General features: G+C 48.3%; 20 protein-coding genes and 2 pseudogenes. 8 read left to right on the top strand and 14 right to left on the bottom strand.

Annotation, left to right across the window (positions count from 1 at the left end; genetic code table 11):
* Position 1: 1 nt before the first annotated feature.
* From dgaE to nlpA, 3 genes are all read left to right on the top strand, one after another.
* A complete protein-coding gene (dgaE, locus tag OGY15_RS11310) occupies positions 2–1111 on the top strand; it encodes a D-glucosaminate-6-phosphate ammonia lyase (RefSeq protein ID WP_151224025.1) in 1110 nt (369 codons plus the stop codon).
* Positions 1098–1841, top strand: a complete 744-nt coding sequence (gene dagF, locus OGY15_RS11315; protein ID WP_286539209.1) for a 2-dehydro-3-deoxy-phosphogluconate aldolase — start codon at positions 1098–1100, stop codon at positions 1839–1841. The genes dgaE and dagF overlap by 14 nt, the downstream gene beginning before the upstream one ends.
* A gap of 188 nt (positions 1842–2029) precedes the next feature.
* A complete protein-coding gene (nlpA, locus tag OGY15_RS11320; protein ID WP_151224024.1) occupies positions 2030–2848 on the top strand; it encodes a lipoprotein NlpA in 819 nt (272 codons plus the stop codon).
* Between the two features lie 28 nt (positions 2849–2876).
* On the opposite strand, the gene OGY15_RS11325 is transcribed toward nlpA, so the two are convergent.
* From OGY15_RS11325 to OGY15_RS11335, 3 genes are all read right to left on the bottom strand, one after another.
* A complete protein-coding gene (locus tag OGY15_RS11325) occupies positions 2877–3779 on the bottom strand; it encodes a carboxylate/amino acid/amine transporter (protein ID WP_187253902.1) in 903 nt (300 codons plus the stop codon).
* A 121-nt stretch (positions 3780–3900) separates the two neighbouring features.
* On the bottom strand, positions 3901–4206 hold the full coding sequence (locus OGY15_RS11330; RefSeq protein ID WP_151217080.1) for a putative quinol monooxygenase: 306 nt from the start codon (positions 4204–4206) through the stop codon (positions 3901–3903).
* A gap of 1 nt (position 4207) precedes the next feature.
* Complete coding sequence (locus tag OGY15_RS11335) at positions 4208–5215, bottom strand: zinc-binding alcohol dehydrogenase family protein (RefSeq protein ID WP_187253901.1); 1008 nt, start codon at positions 5213–5215, stop codon at positions 4208–4210.
* 110 nt (positions 5216–5325) lie between these two features.
* Here OGY15_RS11335 and OGY15_RS11340 point away from each other — a divergent pair, with 110 nt between their 5' ends.
* Both OGY15_RS11340 and OGY15_RS11345 read left to right on the top strand, forming a co-directional pair.
* Positions 5326–6240, top strand: a complete 915-nt coding sequence (locus OGY15_RS11340; RefSeq protein ID WP_278238214.1) for a LysR family transcriptional regulator — start codon at positions 5326–5328, stop codon at positions 6238–6240.
* Between the two features lie 350 nt (positions 6241–6590).
* On the top strand, positions 6591–7427 hold the full coding sequence (locus OGY15_RS11345; RefSeq protein ID WP_151224020.1) for a helix-turn-helix domain-containing protein: 837 nt from the start codon (positions 6591–6593) through the stop codon (positions 7425–7427).
* 60 nt (positions 7428–7487) lie between these two features.
* Here the strand turns inward: OGY15_RS11345 and OGY15_RS11350 are convergent, their stop codons facing one another.
* The 4 genes from OGY15_RS11350 to OGY15_RS11365 are packed head-to-tail and all read right to left on the bottom strand — an operon-like array spanning position 7488 to position 12253.
* A complete protein-coding gene (locus OGY15_RS11350; RefSeq protein WP_151224019.1) occupies positions 7488–8435 on the bottom strand; it encodes a fimbrial protein in 948 nt (315 codons plus the stop codon).
* Entirely contained in the window at positions 8426–10888 is a 2463-nt protein-coding gene (locus OGY15_RS11355; protein ID WP_187253899.1) for a fimbria/pilus outer membrane usher protein, read from the bottom strand. Before OGY15_RS11355 ends, OGY15_RS11350 begins: the two co-directional genes overlap by 10 nt.
* Positions 10889–10913: 25 nt before the next feature.
* Complete coding sequence (locus tag OGY15_RS11360) at positions 10914–11618, bottom strand: fimbrial biogenesis chaperone (protein ID WP_187253898.1); 705 nt, start codon at positions 11616–11618, stop codon at positions 10914–10916.
* Positions 11619–11671: 53 nt separating this feature from the next.
* Positions 11672–12253: a fimbrial protein gene (locus OGY15_RS11365; protein ID WP_187259849.1), complete on the bottom strand. Its 582-nt coding sequence runs from the start codon at positions 12251–12253 to the stop codon at positions 11672–11674.
* Between the two features lie 482 nt (positions 12254–12735).
* Between OGY15_RS11365 and OGY15_RS11370 the strand changes: the two genes are divergently transcribed.
* On the top strand, positions 12736–13398 hold the full coding sequence (locus OGY15_RS11370; protein ID WP_286539213.1) for a LuxR C-terminal-related transcriptional regulator: 663 nt from the start codon (positions 12736–12738) through the stop codon (positions 13396–13398).
* 61 nt (positions 13399–13459) lie between these two features.
* On the opposite strand, the gene OGY15_RS11375 is transcribed toward OGY15_RS11370, so the two are convergent.
* The 3 genes from OGY15_RS11375 to OGY15_RS11385 all read right to left on the bottom strand — a co-directional run bounded on the left by OGY15_RS11375 (position 13460) and on the right by OGY15_RS11385 (position 16533).
* A complete protein-coding gene (locus OGY15_RS11375) occupies positions 13460–14956 on the bottom strand; it encodes a C69 family dipeptidase (RefSeq protein ID WP_187253895.1) in 1497 nt (498 codons plus the stop codon).
* Positions 14957–15298: 342 nt separating this feature from the next.
* Entirely contained in the window at positions 15299–15763 is a 465-nt protein-coding gene (locus tag OGY15_RS11380) for a YqeJ family protein (RefSeq protein WP_151217068.1), read from the bottom strand.
* Entirely contained in the window at positions 15760–16533 is a 774-nt protein-coding gene (locus OGY15_RS11385; RefSeq protein WP_151224017.1) for a winged helix-turn-helix domain-containing protein, read from the bottom strand. The genes OGY15_RS11380 and OGY15_RS11385 overlap by 4 nt, the downstream gene beginning before the upstream one ends.
* 574 nt (positions 16534–17107) lie before the next feature.
* Here OGY15_RS11385 and OGY15_RS11390 point away from each other — a divergent pair.
* Complete coding sequence (locus OGY15_RS11390; protein ID WP_286539215.1) at positions 17108–17725, top strand: helix-turn-helix transcriptional regulator; 618 nt, start codon at positions 17108–17110, stop codon at positions 17723–17725.
* Positions 17726–17799: 74 nt separating this feature from the next.
* Positions 17800–20613: an intestinal colonization autotransporter adhesin MisL gene (gene misL / locus OGY15_RS11395; protein ID WP_286539219.1), complete on the top strand. Its 2814-nt coding sequence runs from the start codon at positions 17800–17802 to the stop codon at positions 20611–20613.
* Between the two features lie 97 nt (positions 20614–20710).
* Here the strand turns inward: misL and OGY15_RS11400 are convergent.
* The 4 genes and pseudogenes from OGY15_RS11400 to vexD all read right to left on the bottom strand — a co-directional run.
* Positions 20711–20779 (bottom strand): annotated as a pseudogene (locus OGY15_RS11400) (DUF1493 family protein); the annotation flags it as partial.
* A 251-nt stretch (positions 20780–21030) separates the two neighbouring features.
* Positions 21031–21416: pseudogene (gene hmsH, locus OGY15_RS24690) on the bottom strand (poly-beta-1,6 N-acetyl-D-glucosamine export porin PgaA); the annotation flags it as partial.
* A gap of 250 nt (positions 21417–21666) precedes the next feature.
* On the bottom strand, positions 21667–23649 hold the full coding sequence (gene vexE / locus OGY15_RS11405) for a Vi polysaccharide transport protein VexE (protein WP_187253893.1): 1983 nt from the start codon (positions 23647–23649) through the stop codon (positions 21667–21669).
* A 19-nt stretch (positions 23650–23668) separates the two neighbouring features.
* The gene (gene vexD / locus OGY15_RS11410) at positions 23669–24973 is read right to left on the bottom strand and encodes a Vi polysaccharide ABC transporter inner membrane protein VexD (RefSeq protein ID WP_151217061.1); all 1305 of its coding nucleotides are present in this window, start codon (positions 24971–24973) and stop codon (positions 23669–23671) included.
* Between the last annotated feature and the right edge of the window lie 5 nt (positions 24974–24978).

A 24978-nucleotide genomic window follows, 5' to 3' on the forward strand; every position in this document is an offset into this window, starting at 1 on the left:
CATGACACAGAATATCTATCAACAACTGGGGCTAAAACAGGTGATTAACGCCTGCGGCAAGATGACGATTCTTGGCGTTTCCAGCGTCGCGCCGGAGGTGATGCAAGCCACCGCGCGGGCAGCTGCGGCCTTTGTTGAAATTGACCGGCTGGTGGACCGTACCGGTCAATTGGTTTCCCGCTACACCGGCGCGGAGGACAGCTATGTTACTTCGTGCGCCTCGGCGGGTATTGCGATTGCCGTTGCCGCTGCCATTACCCGCGGTGATCAGGCGCGAGTCACGTTGATGCCAGATAGCGCAGGTATGGCCAATGAAGTGGTTATGCTGCGTGGACATAACGTGGATTACGGGGCGCCCATCACCAGTGCGATTCGCCTGGGCGGCGGACGCGTGGTGGAGGTTGGCTCAAGTAATCTGGCGGCCCGCTGGCAGCTGGAGAGTGCGATTACCGACAACACCGCCGCGCTACTGTATGTGAAATCTCATCACTGCGTGCAGAAAGGTATGTTAGACATTGCGGACTTCGTGCAGGTTGCGCAGGTTCACAACCTGCCGCTGATTGTTGATGCCGCCGCCGAGGAAGACTTACACGCCTGGGTGGCGAGCGGGGCGGATATGGTGATCTACAGCGGGGCAAAAGCCTTTAACGCGCCGACCTCCGGGTTTATCACCGGAAAGAAACAGTGGATTGCCGCGTGTAAAGCGCAGCACCACGGTATTGCCCGGGCGATGAAGATCGGCAAAGAGAATATGGTCGGGCTGGTGTATGCCCTGGAAAACTATCATCAGGGGCAAACCGTGGTCACCGCTGAAGAACTGCAACCTGTGGCGCAGGCGATTTCAGCGATTCACGGATTGAAGGCGGATATTGAGCAGGACGAAGCCGGGCGCGCCATCTGGCGGGTTCGTATTCAGGTTAATGCACAGGAGTTGGGGCTGGATGCCTACGCCGTAGAAGCACAGCTGCGCGGGGGCGATATCGCGATTTACGCGCGTCGTTATAACCTTCACCAGGGTGTCTTTAGTCTCGACCCGCGTACGGTCGCAGAAGGGGAAATGGTGCTGATCGTGGCGCGATTAAAGGAGATTGCAGAACATGCAGCACATTAATTTTTATCGTAATAAAGTGGCCATTAACGTGCTGGCAAAAGATATCGCCAACGCCCGGGAAATCTATGACGCCGCCGAAGGCCATGCGGCGATCGGCATCCTTTCCGCGCAGTTTGCCTCGGTTGAGGAAGGCGTTGTGGAAGTGAAGCGCTGGATGGCTGAAGTGCCGTCAATTTCCGTAGGGCTGGGGGCGGGCGATCCGGCGCAGTATTACAAAGCGGCAATGATTGCCTCACAGGTCCATCCGGCACACGTCAACCAGACCTTTACCGGTTGTGGTTTTGCGGCAGGCGCGCTGGCTGCAACGGGTGGCGAGCAGACCCACATCAACGCCCTGGTCAGCCCGACCGGAACGCCTGGCGAGGTGCTGATCTCCACCGGCGTCAGCAGCAGTCGGGGTACGCCGGCCCGCGTTTCTTGTGATGCGGCAGTGCGCATGATGCTGGACTCTGGCGCGCATGCGGCGAAGTTCTTCCCGATGGGCGGTGAGAAATCGTTGCCTGAGCTTTACGCGCTGGCGACGACCGCGGCGCGCAACGGCATGACGTTGATTGAGCCGACCGGCGGTATCGATCTGGATAACTTCGGCATTATCCTGCGAACTTGTCTTGAGGCGGGCGTACCGCGGGTCATGCCGCATGTGTACAGCTCGATTATCGACTCGCAAACCGGCAATACCCGGCCTGAAGATGTCGCCAGATTGATGGAGATAGTCAAAACCCTGGCGTGATGTTGCTATCGCCGGATGGCACACAATAAATGCCCGGTAAGCGTTAGGTGCCACCGGGCATTTTTGTACATATGTCTGCTTTATTCTTTTTTCTTCTTGCTGATGCTTTTTCGTTTTTTAAACCGCAGCGGCCTTGCCGCTATAGTCATTTCATTACTCATCAGGCGGTTATTACTAAAGGATAAAACGTGAAGTTGAAGATACCTTATTTCAGGGCTGGGACGGCGGTATTACTGGCAGGATTATTGCTGGCAGGATGCGATCAGCAGAGCAGTGATGCAAAGCATATCAAAGTGGGGGTGATTAACGGCGCAGAGCAGGATGTGGCGGAGGTCGCGAAGAGAGTTGCTAAAGAAAAATATGGCCTGGAGGTGGAGTTAATTGGGTTTAGCGGTTCTTTGCTGCCCAACGATGCCACCAATCAGGGTGAGCTGGATGCCAACGTCTTCCAGCATCGTCCGTTCCTCGAACAAGATAATAAAGCACACGACTATAAGCTGGTTGCGGTGGGCAATACCTTTGTGTTCCCGATGGCCGGTTATTCGAAGAAAATCAAAACCGTTGCGGAGCTTAAAGATGGTGCGACGATTGCGATACCTAACGATCCTACTAACCTCGGGCGGGCGCTGTTGCTGCTGCAAAAAGAGAAGTTAATTACGCTGAAAGCAAATACAGGCTTGCTACCCACAGCGCTGGATATTACTGATAATCCGCGACATCTGAAAATTATGGAACTGGAAGGCGCGCAGTTGCCGCGCGTAATGGACGATCAGAAAGTGGATGTAGCGATTATCAGTACCACCTACATCCAGCAAACCGGACTTTCTCCGGTACATGACAGTGTATTTATCGAAGACAAAAACTCACCGTACGTGAACATCCTGGTGGCGCGAGAAGACAATAAAGATGCCGAGAATGTGAAGGAATTCCTGCAATCTTATCAGTCACCGGAAGTGGCAAAGGCGGCAGAAACTATCTTTAACGGCGGCGCGGTTCCGGGCTGGTAATCGTGACCTGTTGCCGCGCCGATTGGGATTAAACCGCTCTGGCGCGGCGACGTGAGTCCATTGAGATCAGTACTACCGATGAGAGGATCAAAAGCGTGCCCAGCCAGTCAGGCAGGGTAAATGTAATGCCTAACAGCAGCAGGGACAGCAATGCGCTGCTCAAGGGTTCCGCGCAGCTTAAAATGCTCGCCTTCGGCCCACCAATCATCTGCGCGCCTTTCAGGTACAGGCTAAACGTGAGTGACGTGCCGATGACCACCAGATAGAAAAACGCCAGAATTAAACTGCCATTAACCACGAAGTTTGTTCCCTCTCCGGCATAGAACGGGAGCAGGATCAGGCCACCTATCAACATGCTCCAGCCGACGATCGGCAGCGTACCGTAGCGCGCGATAAGCGTAGAGGGGTAAGTGGTGTAGAACGCGGCGGCAAACGCCGAAGCAATTCCCCAGAACAGCGCGGCAGGTGAAATAGACAGCGACGTTGGGTTACCGTGGGTGACCAGTAAGAAGGTGCCAATGAGCGAGGTGAAAATCGCGGTCAACACTAATATTCCCGGTCGTGCTTTGCGAACCACGGAAAACCACGCCACGATAATGGTCGGTGACAAAAATTGCAGTACCGTTGCCGTGGCGGCGTTAGATTTTTCAATAGTCAGCAGGAAGGTGAGTTGTACGGTGAGCGCTCCGGCTACGGAAAAAATCAGCAGACTGATGGCATCTTTGCGGTTTTTGATAATGGAGAAGACTTTATCGCCGTGAACGAAAGAGAGCATCAGCAGAATCAGCCCGGCGAATATCAGGCGCGTCATGGTCAGAAATTGTGACGACATCTGACTTTGCTCCATGATGTACTGCGCACACACGCCCGAACTTCCCCACAATACGGCGGCAATCAGGACGTTCATCATCCCTCTTCTGGTGGAACTCATCTTTCCCTCTGCATGTTGTTTTGTCTTATTTGTGTGCAGGCATCATAGCAGAGATATCGAAGTCAGTAAGACATGACTGGTGCAGCCCCCCTCGCGTAGTAGGGAGGCTTCGTCAGTTATTTTATGGCGCAATCGGCGTCAGATAATCCAGCCGTAGCGGTTCGGCGAGTAGATCGTTCATTTGCAGAATAAATGCCTGGAAATGTGGCAGAGTGATATGTTCATCCAGACTGGCCTGACCGCGCCAGGATTCGCGTACGTAGAATACATCCGGTGTGTCGCGTAACTGGAACAGAGCATATTCAATATTGCCCGGCTCCCGGCGAGTGGGTAACAGCAGGTTCTGCAGCGCTTGTTTCAGTGCGTCGATCTTCCCTGGTTTGGCTTTCAAGACCGCAATAATTGAAATCACTTCTGAATCAGACATGTTAAAACCCCTCCAGCACAATCTTGCCGACCGAACGACCAGTTTCAATTTGCGCATGGGCTTTTTGCAGGTTCGCCGCGTTGATAGCGCCAAAATGCTCGCCCAGCGTAGTGCGGAGGGTGTTGTCGTCGATCAATTGCGCCACACGGGTTAATAGCTGGTGCTGCGCGATGATATCGTGAGTGGTAAACATCGAACGGGTAAACATAAATTCCCAGTGCAGCGAAATACTTTTAGCCTTCAGCGGACGGGCATCGAGGAATTCAGGGTCGTCAATCAGCGCCAGTTTGCCCTGTGGTGCCAGTGCGGCAATAATTTGTTGATAATGCTGCTCGGTATTGTTCAGGCTGGCAACGTGCGTCACTTCCTTAACCCCTATCCGTAACAGCTCATCCGTCAGCGGCTTGCTGTGGTCAATGACATGATGAGCGCCTGCATCACGTACCCATTTCTGGCTTTGCGGACGTGATGCAGTGCCGATGACGGTCATTCTGGTCAGCTTACTGGCCAGTTGCGTCAGGATAGAACCGACGCCGCCAGCTGCGCCAACGATCAGTAACACATCATTTTCATTGCCGTTTTCCTCAACCCCCAGACGGTCAAACAGCATTTCCCAGGCGGTGATCGCAGTCAGCGGCAGCGCCGCCGCAGAAGCGTTATCCAGTGATTGCGGTTTCAGCGCGGTAATACGTTCATCAACCAACTGAAATTCACTGTTACTGCCAGCACGCCCCAGCGCACCGGCGTACCAGACTTCATCGCCCGGTGAGAACAGGGTGACTGCTTCACCGACGGATTTCACCACGCCCACGGCATCCCAGCCCAGAACGCGCGGGATATCAGCGTTAAAACCTTCGCGAACCTTGGTATCAACGGGGTTGACGGAAATGGCCTTCACTTCAACCAGCAGATCGTGCCCGGCGGCAACCGGCACGGGCAGGTCAATCTCTTGTAAAAATTCAATGTTATTGCCGTCGGTCGCGGCGCGGGTAATAGCGATGGCTTTCATAATCTCTCCGGTTCAGAAACCTTATCTCTGTTGAATAATTCGATGGTAAAGCGGCAGCAGAACGGGAAAAATAGCTCCACGGCGACAGGACTTATACTCGGGGAGTGAAAATGTTCCGGCTTGAAGATCTCACGTTGTTTGTCCGCGCCGCGGCGCTGAATAGTTTTAGCGATGCCGCGCGCGAAGTCGGCGTTCAGCCTGCTCAGGTTAGCTCTGCCATCAAGCGCCTGGAGTCGACGTTGGCTATCCGTTTGTTCGCCCGCTCCACGCGCAGCCTGCGCCTCACGCCGGAAGGCGAGGTCTGGCTACCCTATGCCCGCCAGATGCTGGACGTGATGCATGCCGGACTGCAAAAAATACAGACCCCGGAAGATGAAGTTTCGGGCACGCTGCAAATTGCCGTACCTTCCGATCTCGGGCGTAACCTGCTGTTGCCAGTGTTTCAGTCGTTTCGACGCCGCTATCCGGCGCTGCGACTACGGATATTTTTCTCCGACCAGGTGACGGATGTCTTTAAAGATCCCGTCGATGTTGCGTTTCGCTATGGCAACAACGAGGACGCGTCTTACGTTGCACTGCCTGTTGCACCTGGAAACCGACGCGTGCTGGTGGCCTCACCGGAATGGGTGACGCAAAACGGTGCTCCGCAAAGTCCGGGGGACTTGGCGCAGCTTAACGCCATGACCTTCGTATTACGTGGACGCCTGCACGATCGTTGGACGTTTACGCGAAACGGTGAGGTCAGCATCGTGCAGGTTAGCGGCACCATTATGAGCGATGATGCGGAAGTGATCCGGCGCCTGGCGATTGCCGGCGAGGGCGTGGCGTACAAGTCGTGGCTGGATGTCAGCGAGGATGTTCGTGACGGTCGATTACAACTGCTGATGCCGGATTATCAGGGAGAGACAGTCCCGCTGAATATGATTTGCCCGCATCGGCAGCAGCTTTCAACGGCGGTCCGTTTGCTGCACGACGCAGTGAAATCACGGTGTGAGGTGCTGAGCATTTCCCCAGGAAGTGTCTAACTGAAGGCGTATTATTTTTTTATCGATACGCATAAATAATAGCTACTCTCTATTTTTAGCATTAAACTGATCGGAACTCCGATCAGTTTATGATAATTACTCTTGATTATAGTAACCTCGATAAATATTATTCTTTTAATTAATGAGGAATTTATAATATGCTGGTTAATAAATTCCCGGTCATTGGTTAAATGAATTGTATATTTATCAAAATAGATTTGACGACATGCTGTTGCTACGATATAAGAAATAATCACTCTACTATATAACTATTTCTTTACCTAATTGTTAAATGGACTGACGATTTTTGTTATTGCGGTTTTTATTGTTATTGGGTAGGAGAGGGGACATTGAAGTCAAAGACTATAAATGATGTGTTGTATTATATAGAAGATAATTTTGTTTCGGGCATCGATATTGATGATATTTCACGGTTTTCTGGATATAGTCGAAGGCATATTCAGAGTGTTTTAAAACAACGAATTAATATGCCCGTGGGGCTGTATATTCGTAAGCGACGCGTAACCAAAGCGGCAAACTTGTTACGTCTTACCCATATGGATATTATTGATATTTCAGTGCGGGTAGGATTCGATTCCCAGCAATCTTTCTGTCGTGAATTTAAAAAACTAACAGGTTATACTCCCACAGAATATCGGAAAAATTCCAGTTGGGATCTCGCACCATTACTATCATTTGTACAGCGCTGTGATGTTGTTGTCAGCGAATTACAACTTCGTACCTTGCCTGCTGATACCGTTTACGGATTTCAGTATAACTATGATACACCAATCCCACCCGCCAGTGATTCGCATCTGCATCGGTTAAATTTGATATTTGAGCAACTTACCAGTTCAAAACAAAATGTGTGGGCATTAACCGATTTCTCTTCCAATCCAAACTCAATGATGCGATTGAAAGTAAAGAGTATCATTGGCAATAAAACTCATCATTCGCCAAATATCTATAATCGTTATGACTGTCCTTCGGGGGTTTATGCCTGTTTTTCATTCCGGTTTAAGAAAAAGGACTATCCATTCTATTCAAGATATATTTATTTGAAAATACTGCCAGAGAGTAAATTAAAAAGAAAAACAGGTTATGATATTGAAATATTTAAATATAATCAAGAAGATATTAACAATAAAACAATTACCTGTGAACATTACATTCCCATTGATATGTAATGTAAAAAAGCTCCACTTACGTGGAGCAAAGACTTCGCAGTACGCCTAAATTAGGAACGATTATTGGTATTCAGCATTGAAATACAAGACTGAGCGCACAATTCCAGGACTAACTTTGTTAGTTGTTTGATAATATTGTGCATAAAACGGGATAGAGTGGTTTCCATTATTCTGATGCGCTAAATGGATATACGTGGTATTTTTTAAGTTGATAACTCTTTGTTGTTGATCCAAAACCTGAATACCTATGCCAACCGCACCTTTGGGGTGGATATTCTGTAGTACACCACTATTACTGCTGTGATTATTCTCTATGCCGCTCCAGCTTAGAATAATCTGAGAAGGTGTTGTAAAATCACTTTTACAAAAAAGGTCGATAGTAAATGGTTTTCTTCCTGCAGTGCTGCCAGGGCCGCTAAACTGCTCAAGTGCTACACTGGGGAGTTTTACGTTGATTGTACGGTTACCTTTGATCGTGCATGACCGGTTGAGCATAGTAATATATTTTGCCGGCACAATAATATCCATCACGGGCAACGATTGAGTGGCACTTCTGATTTGCAGGTTGATCGCACCCGCAGCAGGCCCGGCCGCAAGCTGATTATCCAGCTTGATTAGCTCAATATTAATTTTGCTGTTTCTGAACTCATCTGCCGTCGCTTTAAAATCTGATGGCCACTGGATCTTTCGTCCGGTTGAGGTTTCCAGGGTGACTTTAATGCCAATACCGCTCACATTGCTACGCATAATACCGGGCTGTTTCATTGCGGACAGATCCCCAATAATCTGGGCAGAAAAAGGATGGCTGTCATTACAACCTGACGACTGAATATTCTGTAGGGAAAGTGTGCGCGTCTGAATAACCCCTCCGGACTGGATTGACTGTTTATCGTTAACGATTTCCGGTGACAAGATAATCTTTTGTGTGTTCAGGGTACATGCAGCACTGGCTGTCTGATGAATGCCCATTACACACCCCAGAATTAGAACGACACGTATTATTGACATGTGGCCTCCTGATTTTTTAACACGATCGTGCATTTCCCCGTTTCCAGTGAAACGAACACTTCTGGTGAGGTAGTTTCATCAATATAAAGCGCACCACCTTGCCCAACGTAGCCGACATGATTATTAGCTTTGTCGCGGATGATGGCGCCGAATGGCATTTTCTGCTGACCCTGCAGACGAGGATAAATAATATTCTGTTTTCTTAGTATCGTTTCAAAAGTGACTGGAATGACATTACCTTCATACGGCGCAATCTTGGCCTGGGTTTTGGTAAAATTCAGGCCTTCAGTTGAACCTTTTGGATCGATAGTGACGTCGTTTACGCGCCATGGACGAAGCCAGGGCAGAATAGCGTAGCCATTTTTATCGAAGCGGGTTCCAGGCACACCATCAAGATGCGCGCCATGCGCATCAGGCGCATGGACTAATGCGACGGTATCTGAGCGCTCTGGAGAGAACGTTATTCCCCCCGAGTGGCCAACCAGCATTCCACTCATTCCCCCGCTGACCTGGTGCCATGAGTTGCTCTGGCTCCACGTTCCGCTCAGAGAGGTATAAGGCGTACGTATCATGCCGTTTGTCCCCCATTCCACATCACCACCACGGGCATAGCCAGTATTTACGCCCCAAACGATATTATTTTCTTCATCAGACGACGTCGTGAAGCCGAGGCGTGTATTGCTCGCTTTGCCGTTATTGCTGTAGCTATCAGAGGAGATTTGTGTAAAACCGGCGTTATTCCGGGGCAGGAAATAGCTGAATGAGAGCATGATTTGGTCGTCTTTGGTGACGGAGCCCTGTTGATCCTCATTCCAGAAACGCTGGGCGGATATGCTCCAGGTCAAGTTGCCCCAGGCATTGGTATAACCCACGGCATACTGGCGATAGTTATCCTGTTGATCCCAGAATTTCTTAAGAGAGCCAGATAAATAGAATGAGCCCCAGGTGTCGGATAACGGCTGATTAATACTGGCGCTAAACGACTGCTTTTCGCGTAATGAGAGGTATTGGTTGACGGATGCTTGTGTATCCAGGGCATCCAGCGCATCGCGTTGACCGTAAAAGTGATGTGAACTGTATTTAGCTTCCAGCCAGAGCGAGGTTTCTGACCAAGGGAGAGTTCGATTCCATGTCAGACGATATTGTTGTCCTTGCTGGCGATCGTCCTCAAGATTCAGGCGAGATTGGGTGACATCAAGGGCGAATGCGCCAAGCTGGGAATTGAGCCCGCTACCGATGAGGGCTGACTGATAGCGCTCGAATCCGGATGCCCCCGTATACAACGTTAAATAGTTGTTCAGGCCATACTGCCAGTAGGCCTGTGCGGCAAACGGATCTTTATCATAATTATCTTCATTGACGGTCCCAAGGGTGATGCCATAGCGCGAAACGCCGGGTTTTAGTAGTTGTGGTACTGAAGAGTATGGAACGGTAAAACGGCGGATACGTCCGTCTGATTCCTGAATCGTGACCAGCAATTCGCCGCCAGTATTCGCGGGCAACACTGATTCAATCGAGAATGGCCCAGCTGGAACCGAAGACTGATGAATAGTTTGGCCATCCTGGGTAACGGTGATGCGGGCGTTGGTCTCTGCTACGCCACGAATGATTGGCGCCCAATTTAGCGTGCTGTCCGGGCGCATTAAATCCTCAGAAGCCAACCCCATCCCAAGAATAGCAATACTGTCGAACATCTGGCTGTCAGTATAGAACTTGCCAGCGCTGAACATGGATTTCCAACTAGTGATTGGCCGCTTTAGCGTTGTACGATTATTCGTGTAATGGCTGCCCATTTTGCTGTCCCAATTTTGGCTACCAAAATGTTCAATTAGCCACCCGCCAGCGGAGCTGCGGATATCCATTCCCAGCCAGGCGCTGTCCGTACTTGAGCGATTGCTACCGCGTTGCTGAGTACTGTAATAATCTGCGTTGTAGCCGAAATTAATCGCCGGAACTCCCGGTTGCCATAATTCAGGTTGGATATAATTAGTTTCTATATTGTCGAGATAGGCCTGGGGGACGGTGATGTGCAGTTCAAGTTGGCTGGTATTGAGCTTCTCAGTTGTTTTACCGCTGGTATCCCAATCAGCCAGACGTTGGCACTCCTTTGGTTGGTGTGCCAGCGTTTGATTCATTTTCCCTGGGTTAATACCCATACCTGTGAGGAAGGCTTCAGAGTAACAACTGACTAACTCTCCGTGATTATCTTTTTTGAATGAGAGCTCACGACGTCCGCGCCAACTATCATTAATATAAATATCTACAATATATGTTCCTGGTAATAAACCAGCGGCATTGAATGATTGTAAATCGTTAAGCGAAGCATTGCCCATCAAGATGGCATTATCAAACTCGTAGCGAGACCTGTCTTCTGCGTGAAGTCCAACTGAAAATAATGAACCATGAAAAATAACGAAACAGGGTATGGTGAGGATCCTTTTACATAAACCCATTGTTAATTCCTTTTATCCCTTTTTATTAATTAACGGTTGTTTTGTGTTCCACAATTCCGCCGTAATCAGTAATTGCTTGTAAAACAACAGACTCGCCCCGGCTAATTTGTTGTTTTGCACTGAGAGTGGTTTTGCTTTTCGGGGCGATCATGACACCCTCGTTTATGAGTCCATGGCCTGATGACGTCACAACATCTGCAACAGTGATGAAGAACGGGGTAGGGTTTACCAGTGTTATGTCTCGTTGGTTTGCCAGAATTTGTACCTTGCTTTCCGCATTCTGACGGTCACCTAACCCACTGGGTCGCCAGAAAAATTTGAAGCGCGAGCGAATAGCCAAATTGAGCATGGCTGAATTTTCCGTGATGTTATTCTTATCTACGGCAGGAATGTCCAGTATGTTTAGCCACCACATAGACTCTCTGTCAGTAGCGACAATATGTTTATCAGCGACTTTTTTTATTCTGAGTGATTGCCCATTACCTGCGTCAATGCGAGCAATGGGCGGGGAAATAATAAATGGAGTGGTAATTTCTTCTGGTAATTTTTCTGGGTCTCCTTCATCTAACCATATCTGGGCCAGCGAAGGGGATTTTCCTGTATTGGTCATTTGTATCGTTATTTCCGCAGAATCCTCAGCGTAAATAAATCGGGTACCATTGACAATGATATTGTTTGCGTGCGCAGTCGAGAGCGAAAATAGAGCTAATAAATAAATAAAGATTTTCATAAGGCCTCTATTAAAATAAATGCTATAGCGCAGAAGGCTATAGCATTGTGTATTTAGAGATAAGTAATGCTATAGTTTGCCTGGGCGCTTACAGGACCCGGTTTAACGTATGACGAATTATTATTATCTTTCGATATAATGTAACCTACATTGAATTTATAAGTTAAAATTGGGCTACCATTGTCATGTCGGAGATAACCTTCCTCAGGATCAAATCGGTTGCTGTTTTTATTCAGGTCAATACTTTTTTGTTTATTATCCGTGATAACTAGCGCTACATTTTTGTCTCCACTACTTGTCATATTTTTGAGATATCCCTCTTTGGTTAAATGGGAATTACCATTCCAGGATAACTTTGGAGTTGCGTTTTCATTAATATAACAATTTTTCACTCTAATACTGAATGATTGGAGTTGTGTTGCATGAGATTTGTTAACTAATGTATTGAGAACCGGGTTTAATTTTACCTGTTTATCTTTATCTCCGGTTTCAATTATGCACGAATTGGCATAAACGTGACCGGTGAAGTTAACTTTCCCTTTTGGATCCGGGTTAGGGCCATGTCCGAAATCTGCCATGGCGGAAGGAATTACGATGGCACAGCTAATTAAAGTAATAATTGATAGTTTACTCATAATGCGTTCCTCATTGAGAGATAGATCGTCCCTATTATCAGTAACATTGTCCGGGCACATTTTGTCTTGCGCCCTATAAGGCTGTCGCCCGCTATCAATTATGTTAGATAAATTATTGTTGTACATCGTAGATTGGACGTATTTCACTCATCCTATGATATTAACAATGATCGTTAAATATGAGCCTTAATGAATTGTTATCATCTGTAAGATGATTGAGGTTAAGATACTTCTTAACTCAACGTGTGATGTTAAAACATATAAAATACAATATGTTAAGTTGTCACTTTTGAAATTTTCAAAAAGTCGCAAACAAAAATCGAACTTTGTATTCGGAAAAAGCGAATGATCGTATTGCACAATTAGCTAAATTTCCATAATTCAATCAGATTATCTTTAATCTTAAGTAATGACTTGTTATTGGTTTTCCATGCAATAACAATAGGGAATATTGTCAATCCTCATTTGAATGAAGGCCACATATGCTTAACATGGACAGTAAGATAATACTGATTAGTAACCAATCAATACAGACGCAGCTGTTGCTGGATTATCTCAATAAGCAAAGCGATATACTGGTTGATTTTGTTAACATTAGCAGACCGGATATGTCTTTTATCGCTGAGGAAAGTATCATCCTCTATGATATTCAGGCATCTAGTCGTAAATTAAAAAATATCTGGTCAAAATTACTTAATGAAAGCGCATGTGGTTTGCGTGTTTATATTATTAATTGCCTGCGTTCGCTCCCGCTCTATGAGAACATGCTATGGCCAAATTTTGAGTCAATCGTACCAAATAATTGCTCTATTGAACATTTATTAACGCTTCTTAAAGAGGGGCGTAAAACCTCTCGTCCACCACGCTCACTGTCACCGCCGCAAAAAAATATAAACCTCACACCATCCGATAGTGACAACGGAGGTTTAACCGAAAGAGAATATGAAGTTCTGACTGAGTTGTCGAAAGGGGCATCAAATGTTGAAATTGCTAACGCATTTTTTATCAGTGAAAATACAGTGAGAACGCATATTTATAATATTTTTAAAAAAATCTCTGTGAATAACCGAACACAGGCCGCCTGCTGGGCCAACTCGCATCTTAGAAGCCCGGTTCTTGATCAACTACCCTGGAAAGAAATGTAAGTATACTGCTGGCACAAAGTTCTGATGTTGACTTTGTGCCAGGATATTATCGTGTCGTTACTCAGTCTTTTTTCGCTGCGTTGGCAAAGAAAATATCAGACTGAATGTCTTTAGTGCGGATGGTAAACAGCTGATTAGTCAGATCTTCCGTCAGCTTCTCGGCGTCAGCCATGATGCGAAGGTTGAAGTCATTCAGCATCTTATCGGCGGCAGGTTTATCGGTTTTCGCCATCTTCAGATACTCTGCTTCGACCTCTTTTTGCTCCTTCGCTACTTTGTCTTCCCACGCTTTGTAGGCCTTTTTGACGATTGGCGCGAGCTTCGGATAATCGGTCATGGTCAGCGTCTGTAATTTACGGTATTTCCAGTAAATGGATTGATCGTCCGCTTTATCGCTACCCATCGTGTAATTAGCCGGATACGCTTTCAGGCCGCTGTAGTACGGAACAAAGGCGGTGAGGTCGGCCATACCCAGACCAATATAGGTCGTTTCACCAATTTCTTTTGGCAACCACGGGCGAACCTGCATAACGTGCGCCTCATAGGTGCGGAAGACGCTGATCGGACGCCATGGCTCTTTACCGTTCAGACCGTTGGTGTATGGATCATGGCTGGTGCCTTCGTAATGGTTACGCAGTACGGCCTTCACATCGTCCAGCGTCATTTTCTTCTCTGGCGTCATGAAGACCGGGAATTCACGTCCTTTGGCCATATCCTGGTTTACGGAAGGATTGAACTCTTTCTGGATGGTCCATACGCGAGGGTCGTTATACGTGCGGTCACGTTCGTCATCACGGGTATAGGCTTTGGAGAAGTTGAATTTTCCGTCTTTTGCCGGTTCGTACAGACCTTTTTCGGTCGCAAATTGAATCAGGTTTTTTGACGCCATCATGTCAGGGTTTTTCGGATCGTAATCCTGTAAACGGCCCTGATTGCCGGTGGCAAAATACTGGTTATTCGGCAGGCGCTGTGCCATCCACTGGTGGCCGCTGCCGGTTTCGAGGTACCAGATCTCGTTATCATCGACGACGGCAACGCCAAAGCCTTCACCCGCACCGACGGTCTCAACGATATGGCCCAGCAGCGCCACGGCTTCACGCGCGGTTTTACTTTGCGACAGCAGAATATCCGGGATATCGTCTTCGGTGATCCCCTTATCCTCAACATACGGGTCGGCGGCCAGCGCTTTTGGTGAGGCAAAAATAGATTCTGTACCGCTCACACCGACGCCCAGTTCGTTAAATCCGGTCGCGCCGTGCAACTGGGTTTTCCAGTTTGGAACAGTGGTATAACGCAGCGAGTTTTTGGGTAGCGGCCAGGTAAAGTCATTCGCGCCGTTATGTGCTTTGGTGCTGTATACCCCGGTCTGATTCTGTTTTGCCGGGTGAATGACAAAATGCTGCGCTTTCAGGGCATCGCTGTCAGCGCTACGTGCTACCAGCATGGAGCCGTCCGCTGATGCTTCATTACCGACCAGCAGGGTCGTACAAGCAAAACCTGATGAAACAACAGCTAAATTTATAGAAAGTGCAATCAGGCACTTTTTAAAAGTAAACATTACGTATCCCTCATATGTACGCCAAAAATACACCGGAAACATACCGTTTCCTGAAATGCGATAACGTCTGAACCCTCAGACATTGCTCGCGAGAGAGATAAACGCCCCTGCCCACGCCTTCTCTAAATATCCATCCGTAGATTGAAGTCTTCTGGGCAAAATAAAACGCCCATTTCGCTTAATTATTACGCAATAGATATCGTGATATTCAGGATGTTTCCTGATTCGGGATGAAGAATAGCAATGGGTTATTAGAGGATTCAGTGACCCATGTCGCGTAAGTTGATGATGGAATATATGAATTCCAACGAGAGGGGGCGCTTTTTGTATCTGGATATGACATTACCTTTTGCGGCAGTACAGCGAAGGAACAGTGGAAGTCGCTACTATCCACGCCCCTTTATACTCCTCCATGACCAGACTCAGGCGCTGTCCGGTTTCGCGATAAAAACTGGGCAAAGTCTCGTTGATATCATCTTTATCGGCAGAGTCCGAGAAGGTTTTTACCAGTTGCGTCGACTGCAGCACGCGCGCGTCGTGGTGCTGGGTATAGGTAAAATAGATGTTTCTGCTAATACCTGTGACGTGACGTCCGTACAGTTTTCCGGTTAAGGTTGCCAGTCCCTGATGGTCGTACAGTCGGTACGACACCGTACCGGTAAAGCGGTTGCTGCCAATGTTCCACTCCACGTTACCGACGCAGTTCAACGGTCTGTCGGCGTAGCGTGAATACCATAACCAGGCTCCTGAACCCAGCATCAATACCACCCCGATCGCCAGCAAGATAAGATTGTGTATTTTGTTCATTTCCCGCGCATCCAGTAATAATGAGTAGAACAAAACGCGTGAACATCTATCCGCGCATCCTTATCGCATACAAAGGCCACCATCCTTTGTGCCTTACGGTAACCTGAAAGAAATACATGTTTATTATCTTCACAAAGATCGGGATGCGATTGCATCAGGCTGAAATAGCTTTCCAGATTGTGTTCATTCGGTGAGTAATAAATTTTACAGTTTTCCTGTGAGGGAATTTGCATAGAAACCGACACGAATTTACTAAACGGCATGACAGGGCGAGTCTGATACCACACCAGCCAGATAATCAGAGTAGTAATAATCACTCCGGTGGTTAAGAAAATGTTCCACCAGGGAGTCGACGTTGCTACTTGCGGTGGAGAGGGTATTACCTCTGGAACCTTGTTTTCCTTAATAAATGGTGCTAAGGGGGGCTCGATTTGGGAATGTGTGATCGTCTCCACATGCGTATTCTCATTTAATCTGAGTCCACGCCGGGAAATAGTTTTGACGGTATCACGGGGCAATCCGACATCCGCCAGTGCATTGCGCAACGTCAAAATTGCCTGGTAAAAAGTATTGGTTGTGGTCACATTGTTTCTTTCTCCCCAACCTACTTTGAGCAGCGTGTTCTGAGAAACAATGTCACTTGCGTGAGTAATTAAATAGAGAAAACAGAGCGAGGCAGGGAGTTGCAGTTGAATTGTTCGTCCTGTCTGTCGATTGACCAGGCTTTTGTTATCAGGATTAAATTCGACCAACTGGTTGATAAGGTACAATGCCCGCCCCTTAGTAACGAAAATGTCTCATATGTTGCATTAACATACCCATTTAATATTACATCGAAATGGATAAGACGCCTCTACCTTTGTACTTGATCAAAGATAAGAATTTTGTGTGCAACTATTAAATCATTTTAATACAATGATTTAGGTTGATGATATCTTAGGTGGTAATTAACTAAGGTTAAATAATGAGAATTAATTACAGGTTTATCTGATTAGTTATTATATTTATCCCATAACATCACAAAGGTTTCTGGTTTTTAGGAATCTTGAGATTTACTAAAATCATTTTGTAAGGTTTTGTTTTAGCAAATAGTGCTGTATTTACGTCTATCGTGATGTCTGGATTTGTGTATAAAACTCCTAATATATTGGCTGTTAGTCTGAGAGAAAGCTTCGTAATACTGATCAACATAACGACATTTACAGGTGGAGATTGTTTTTCTATAGGATTTTATAACAAGTTCACCACTCGACTGTTATTAGCAGAAACGGATTTCACCACGTGTCGGATTGACACATTTATTTACCGATGAAATATTTATGGAAAATAACAGGGGCATAGTTGATGAAGAGAAAGCCGCTACAGAGTGTTCGTTGCATAAGCTGTGAATTATCCTGTGAATTATTTCCGGATGCTGCCGTACGTGCACAGTATTGCCACCGAGCCGCTTTTGCTGTCTGGCCAGAGGGTAATGATTATTTGAAAAAAGGTATTATTGAAAAACTTTTACTTAATAATCATAACCATTTATCCCACGGATTTATTTTTATCGATTTTTCATTCCCGAACTTGCGCTTGTTCACCGACCCGCAATGGGTGGATCGCCTGACGCAGAGTGGTATGCATATCGTATTGATAGCGGACCGGATCCTGGCACCGTTAGCCAATTACTGGTTATCGAAAAGCAATAAAATTCAAGGGGTTATTTATTCCAATGATAGTGATGAAGTTCAACATCAGAAAATACGTCGCTTATTCCGGGGGCATCTCGCCAACAGCAAACGTGGGCGTTCATTAAATTATACGGAAATGATATTACTCAAGCGATTTATTTCAGGGATAAGTATTCAGCAAATCACCAGAATAGATAATATTGATGTTAAGAGAATATATGTCTACAAACTTCGACTTGAAGATAAGTTAGGTCTGAGTATTCATAAAATACTCTCTAACATTTTATAGCTGATTCTCATTTTTATTATTTCCACATCATCGCGATGTGGTGGACGCCCTACGCCCGAAAGCAGGAGGCTATTATGAAAAAACCTAAGCATTATTCACGCATTGCTATCGCGGTATCGACCGCGTTAACGTCAATGGTATTTTCAACCCACGCGGCCTGGATTGATATTGACAGTCTGCCTTCCAGTGGACTGGTGAGCAGCCTTTCTCCGGAGTTGCAGGCTTTATTTCCTGCACAGGCGAATGCCAATTTCGCTAAAACCAGCGCTACGCCGAATTATGTTTATCAATGGAGTGCCGGCACCATTCCTGTTTTTGGCCATGGATTAACGCTGAATGGGCCAGGAGCAGAAGCCTTCGAACACACCATTACCGTTATTCAGAACAGCGCGACGGGTAGCCCGGGCGTTATTTTCGGTGATGACCTGACGATCCGCACACAGTCGAAGAATGCCGCTAATAATGGTAAGGATGTTGATGGTATCCGCACACACGGGGTGAATTCACCGGATAACCCGGTCTTTATCATCACCGGAGATCGCACCAGCATTTATGTGGACGGTCAGGATGGCGACGGTATAAACGCCGGTTACAGTGCCTATAATCAGGGGCAGGGTTGGAAAGGTTCAGCCAACATTTATGTTGGCGACGATCTGTATATTCAAACCACCGGTAATCAGGGGCGTGGTATCACTGCAAACGCAATGAAAGATGCCACGCAGGCCAAAAATACGATTGTCGTCGGTGACCGGGCACACATTGTGACGATAGGTGACAGTTCAGAAGGTCTTCGCACCGGGCAGAGTGGGTCCTCGATCCGCCTTGGTAATGATGCCACTATTGAGACATCGGGCACTTCCTCAATAGGGGTCTACGCCGCTACATCGTCCAAAACCGAACTGGGCAATAACGCTACCATTTCGGTGAGCGGCGCCAGCGCCCATGCGGTCTATTCCACCAATGCGACGGTGAATCTCGGTGAAAACGCGACGATCAACGTAAACAATTCGGCGAAAGCAGCGTCATACAACAGCAAAGCGCCACGCGGCCTGTATGCGACTTCACGCGGGGCAATAAATCTGGCTGGCGGTGCTGCCATTACCATGGCGGGCAATCACAGCAATGAAAGTTATGCCATCAGCACCGAAACGGGCGGCTCCGTAGATGGCTCCGCTGGCGGGCGCTTCCTTATCGACGGCGATCTTCATGCCGCTGGCGCGACTGCTGCAACCAGCAGCCTGCCCCAGCAAAACAGTACGATTAAGCTCAACATGACCGATAACTCGCTATGGAGCGGGGCATCTTATATCACCAGCGCGACTGCCGGGACGGGGGTTATTTCGCTGCAAATGAGCGATGCGGCCTGGAATATGACCAACAGCTCAACGCTCACCGACCTGACGCTGAACGGCGGGTCAGTGGTGAACTTTGGGCATGCTGACGGCGAACCGTGGCAGACGCTTACCATTAATGAAGATTTCATCGGCAACGGCGGCAAACTGGTTTTCAATACCGTCCTGAATGACGATGCCTCCGAAACCGACAAGCTGAAAGTGCTCGGCAACACCACGGGTAACGCGTTTGTGGCGGTGAACAACATTGGCGGAACCGGGGCGCAGACTGTTGAAGGTATTGAGATTATCGAAGTGGCTGGTAATTCTGGCGGTACTTTTGAGAAAGCGGGTCGTATTGTTGCCGGTGCGTACGACTATAACCTGGTGCAAAAGGGCAGCAACTGGTATCTGACCAGCTTTATTCCAGCTCCGCCGGATCCGGAAGACCCGGACCCGGTAGATCCCATCGACCCGGATCCGGTTGATCCTATTGACCCCGGTCCTGTCGATCCAGACCCGGTAGATCCTGTTGACCCGATAATCCCTGAACCGGAAATACCTGTCGCACCTCCGGTCACCGAGCAGCAGTATCGTCCGGAAGCGGGTAGTTATCTGGCGAATAACTACGCCGCAAACACGCTGTTTATGACCCGACTGCACGATCGTCTGGGAGAGACGCAGTACATCGACATGCTGACGGGCGAGAAAAAAGTCACCAGTATGTGGATGCGTAACGTCGGGGCGCATACCCGCTTTAAAGACGGTAGCGGGCAGTTGAAAACCCAAAGCAACAGCTATGTGCTGCAGTTAGGCGGCGATTTGGCGCAGTGGAGTAGAGACGGCCTTGACCGTTGGCACATCGGCGCAATGGCAGGTTACGCCAACAGCCAGAACCGCACGCAGTCCAGCCTGACTGGCTACCATTCACGTGGTCAGGTCACCGGTTACAGCGTAGGGCTGTACGGCACCTGGTATGCCAATGACGCAGACAAGACCGGCACTTACGTAGACACCTGGATGCTGTACAACTGGTTTGATAACAAAGTGATGGGCCAGGAGCAGGCGACAGAGAAATACAAATCCAGCGGGGTAACTGCTTCTGTTGAAGCGGGTTATAGCTTCAAACTGGGTGAAAACGAGCGCAACAGTTACTGGCTGCAACCGAAAGCGCAAGTGGTGTGGATGGACGTGCAGGCCGACAGTCATCGCGAAGTGAACGGTACCCGCGTGAAGGATGACACCGATGGCAACCTGATGACCCGCCTGGGTGTGAAAGCCTTTATCAACGGTCACAACGCCATCGACGACGGTAAATCTCGCGAGTTCCAGCCGTTTGTCGAAGCCAACTGGATCCACAACACGCAGACGACTCGCGTGAAGATGGATGATGTGAACAACGATATGCGCGGCACGAAGAACATCGGCGAGCTGAAAGTCGGTGTAGAAGGGCAAATCACTCCGCGCCTCAACGTGTGGAGCAACGTGGCCCAACAGATCGGCGACAAAGGCTACAGCGATACCCGCGGTATGCTGGGCGTGAAATATAACTTCTGATGTAGTTGCAGGTAATGGAAAAGCCGCTGATTAACCGATCGGCGGCTTTTTTATTCGCGAAGCGGTAGGTCGGATAAACGGCATCCATCAATAAGGCTCATTCATAAAGCCATTTACCCGCTTTTGCAGACTCAGTCAGCATGCGGAGTGTTAATGGCTGCGGCTCATCGTCATCACTGTTACAGGTAAAAGAAGCATCGTGAGGTCTGGAATGTCTTTGAAATCCTCAGGGACGCCTGGAAGTATGTGACATGGGGAGAGGGGCAGGCATACTGGTGTGAACCTAAGGAGCATTATCGCGTGAGAGGAGAATGAGTGATCTCTTATGACGATGCCAGGGGCTGCAGAGGTAGGCAGAGGTATGCACTACATCCTGAGCTACCTCAGCAATCAGCGCTTCACTGGGTCTGCCGTAGGTACTCCCTCCGCCTGGCTAGCAACTAACAGCGCGTCCCAGTTTTTCCCCTGAGAGTGATATACGTAGGCAAGTTGCGCATTGGCGTCAGCACCCGGATGTGCCTGCAACCATTTATTCGCTTCAGTAAGAGCTTGTTGATTGTAGCGAGCATCTGCCCACGATAGCGCTGCCAGATTTCAATAGTGGCGATGTCGTTGTGATCAACTCAGATGGAAACTTGCCGCCAGTCGGCAACCTGATTTGTCGTTAGCGCGCTTTGCTTTCCCTGACCCTCAAGATAACGCAATAACGGCACACTATTACCACCCCGCGCTTCAATAACTAAAGCGTCATGATCTGATATCGCTGTAGAGATTTGCATAGGGAAAAGAACGCTTGACGTAAAAGCGGATTTCGATGCCCTATTTAACCTATCTGAGGGAGGACTTCAGGATACTGTCTTCTGGTAACCCTCCGACAAACAGAACTACAATCAGGTATAACGTAATTATTATATAATTCTCCATTTTTCATATCGTTAGAACGAAAAAGCACCCGAACGTTAATGAACGGATGCTTTCTAAATAGAATAACTTAGTTTTACTTGGCGGCTGCATCGCCTGGTGCGCCAAAGGCATTGCAGGGCAAACGTCTTTTCAGCCCAAAGATGATTCATCCTTGCGCGTGATGTTTCGCCAAATCCCCCCCGAAAGTCTCAGATTTTCCGGACCGCTTTTCAGGATTTCGGTCACACAATTCAGGTAATTGTCTTTCCAGCGTGTAATGAAAGAAGACTGGCTTTCGAACCTCTGCGGATCGACCATTTTCTCCAAAACAAAATGGATGCGCCCATCTCGCCACACCGGAACACCAAATACGGTGGGTAAGTGCATCTTCCAGGCAAGACGAGAGCAAAAGGTGGAGTAGGTAATCTGCTGGCCAAAAAAGTCGATAGTCGGCGCGCTCAAATTCAGCGCGCCGTCTATCGCCACAACAAGCGACTGCCCACTATGTAAAGTCTGTATGCAGGCCCTGACTACGTCCGCTTCGCTTTTATCGCTAACCGAAATCAACCGCTCACCGTAGCCCCCTTTGAGCACGCCAGGTGTGGAAGCCACCCACTTGCTGTTCATTTCCAGCAAGGACAGGATCATCGGCCCGGCATACATTGCGCCCAGATGAGCCGATACAACAATGCAACCACGTTGATCAAGCTGCAGTCGTTGGAAAAATTGCTCGACATGCGATATATCGGCCAATCGGTACATCGGTTCGTCGGCCTGCTCTCCACGGCATTCAAGCCAGTCGAGGAGATAATTATCTGCAAGATATCCCCACTTCGCCCGGCGTTCCCATTCATGGCGCTCGATACCGGACTGCCTGCCAGCAATTTCCCATGCCCAGTCAAGGCGCTCAGGTGGTAGGTTAACGGCAGATATTTGCCCATCAAGCGCCAGCAGCCCCTCTTCGAATGACTGAGGCAGATGGCTCGCTCTGGCCTGAATATAGTGCTCAAAGACGTCTTCCGCTTTGCTTGTTTTCCCCGCCTGTAACAACGCCGCCGCGGCATAACGGTTCCATTTACTCGTTGCCCCTTTTTCCTTTGCAAGTTGTACAAACTCATCGCTGGCAGCAGCGTATTGCCCAACCTGACGCAGTGCTCGGGCATACATCGCTCTGACATAAGGAAGGTCAGGATGAGTCGCGAGCGACTGCTGCAGTAACGGAATGGCTTTCTCATTCTGACCCGTTCTGATTAAGGCATCGGTATACAGGGTCACGATACGTAAATTATCAGGATTAAAATGCAGGGCGTGAGACCAATGCTCAGCGGCCTGAAGCTTCGCTTCCCGGCCACGACCGAATTGATAGTAGGCAAGTCCCAGACTACGACGCAGCGTTGCACCATCCAACCCACGGGCTATTGCGGACTCCCCAGTCTGAATGGCTTCCTGGTATTTACGGGCAGCGCACAGCGTATCAACCGCCAGCCCCGCCGACTCCTGACTTTCTAACGCGAAGAAAGGGAGCAATGCACGAGCCAGGTCATGATCTTCTTGTCGGCGGCTTTTATTTAAGAAACTGAGACAGGTTGCAATCATATCTCCCCGCGGGGGAAATTCCTGCGCCTGTGTTCTGGCCAATGAGATTGCCTGTGACTCTTTATCCACCAGCGCCAGGCTGCGCAAATGGAGGGCAAAAATTTTGCTATTGCCCGAAAAAGCGAGCCATGCCCGCTCGGCTAAGTCAGCAACAGTCGCATATTGTTTACTCTTAAGCAGCACGCTTGCGACCAGCAGGACATCCTCCGACTGGCACACATTCACCGCCAGCAGTTTATTAACCACCTGTAGTACAGCATCCCGACGATGTGATGCCAGCGGCGAAATAACCCAGCGTCGCAATAAATCACGGCCATTCTTTGCAGTCAGAACACGGTCAGACAACAAAGTTAGCCCGACATCTGTTTCATCTCTACGCAAACACGCGATAGCGAAGAGAATAATGTTTTGCTCATTTCCAGCACTATCTCGCACTTTTTCGGGATGCTGACCGAAATAGTGGCATAGCCCCTCCCAATCCTCTCGTTTGAGCAGGGTGGTTGGCGATATTTTTTCACATGTAGAGTGCAAGTTCATCGTATTTCCTTACTCTGCCTTATTCACGCATCCGCCTGATGGTTATCAGGAGAGAAGTCACCAGGTACGCGATGCCCAGCAACACGAAGAACAGTAACCACTTTGTTCCATCGGCATAGCGAGTGGTGTCAGACACCGTCATCGGTTGAGAAATAATCAGCAAATACCGTCTCTCACGTAAAGCTTGAAGCTTCCCTTGCTGTAAGGTCTGTAAGGCAGATTCCCAGCGTGTTTTGGCGATCTCGTTCTGCAGGCGAAGATCTTCAAACAAGGACAGGCTTTCTGAAGAGCCTTGCGACCCTAACTTATTTGACAGGCGGTTACGCTGTTCGCCGATCTGCTTTTCCAGTACCTTGATTTTGGCCGACAGGCGAGGAATAAGGGGGTTCTGATCCAAACCATTAGCCATTAATTGCGCGTACTCTGCTTTCGCTTCCGCCAACTGCGTTTCAAAGCCAGCAATTAATTGATAAATCGCGGTCACGGTTTCCTGCGGTTCAATATCTTTTTGTATATGCTGTATTTTTAGCAATTCTAGCCGAACTGCCCCCAGATTTTCCTGGGCCGATTTAACATCGTTTTCCAGCCATAAAATCCGTTCCTGCTGCATCCGCGCTGAAACGGTATTAACGTGCTGTTCAGCAAAAGCCAGAATACGCTGGGCAAAAAATTCAGCCTGTTTCGCACTCCGCGCCTTCACGTTTAAACGCAGCATGCCCTGTTGAATATCGACAGCAACCGAGACTTTCGATAAATAGTAACGGTAAGGATCATTATTAATACCCAGAGGTGCATGGTAGCGGGAAAATAATGCGATATCGTCTTGCGCGAAATAAGATAAAAAGCCAAGCTCTTTTTCCATCCGCTCCATCATTTCTTTCGAAAGTATAAACTCGCGAACCTGAAAGCTTTCCGACATCTCATTGCCTGCGCCAAAGAAAGCTGTTCCAGAAAAATTATCCTGGCTGGCATCCGTTTGCACAATAAAGGTGGCATCCGCGCTATAAAAACGCGAGGTTAATAGCCACGACATAAGCATAATAACCAGCAGCGGCAAAGCAATATAAAGAAAGAGCCGACGTAGCGATTGTTTGGCTTGCTGAACACGTCGCTCTTTAATAACCAATGACGCTCTACGGACAGAATCAGCATCCGTCGCGGACCATCCGGCGTCTGGGCGATGATGACTTTTCGAATCTGCCTTTTTTTCCGTCTGGCTAAGGGCGCGTTCATCCTCTTTTTGTTGCAGTCGCGAGGCCCGGCTTTCTTCTGCTACCTTCGCCCTTTCCTCTTTCCATTTTTTAATACGTTCTGAATTTTCCACACGCT

The sequence above is a fragment of the Citrobacter sp. Cu231 genome (genome assembly GCF_030332265.1).
GTDB lineage: Bacteria > Pseudomonadota > Gammaproteobacteria > Enterobacterales > Enterobacteriaceae > Citrobacter > Citrobacter meridianamericanus.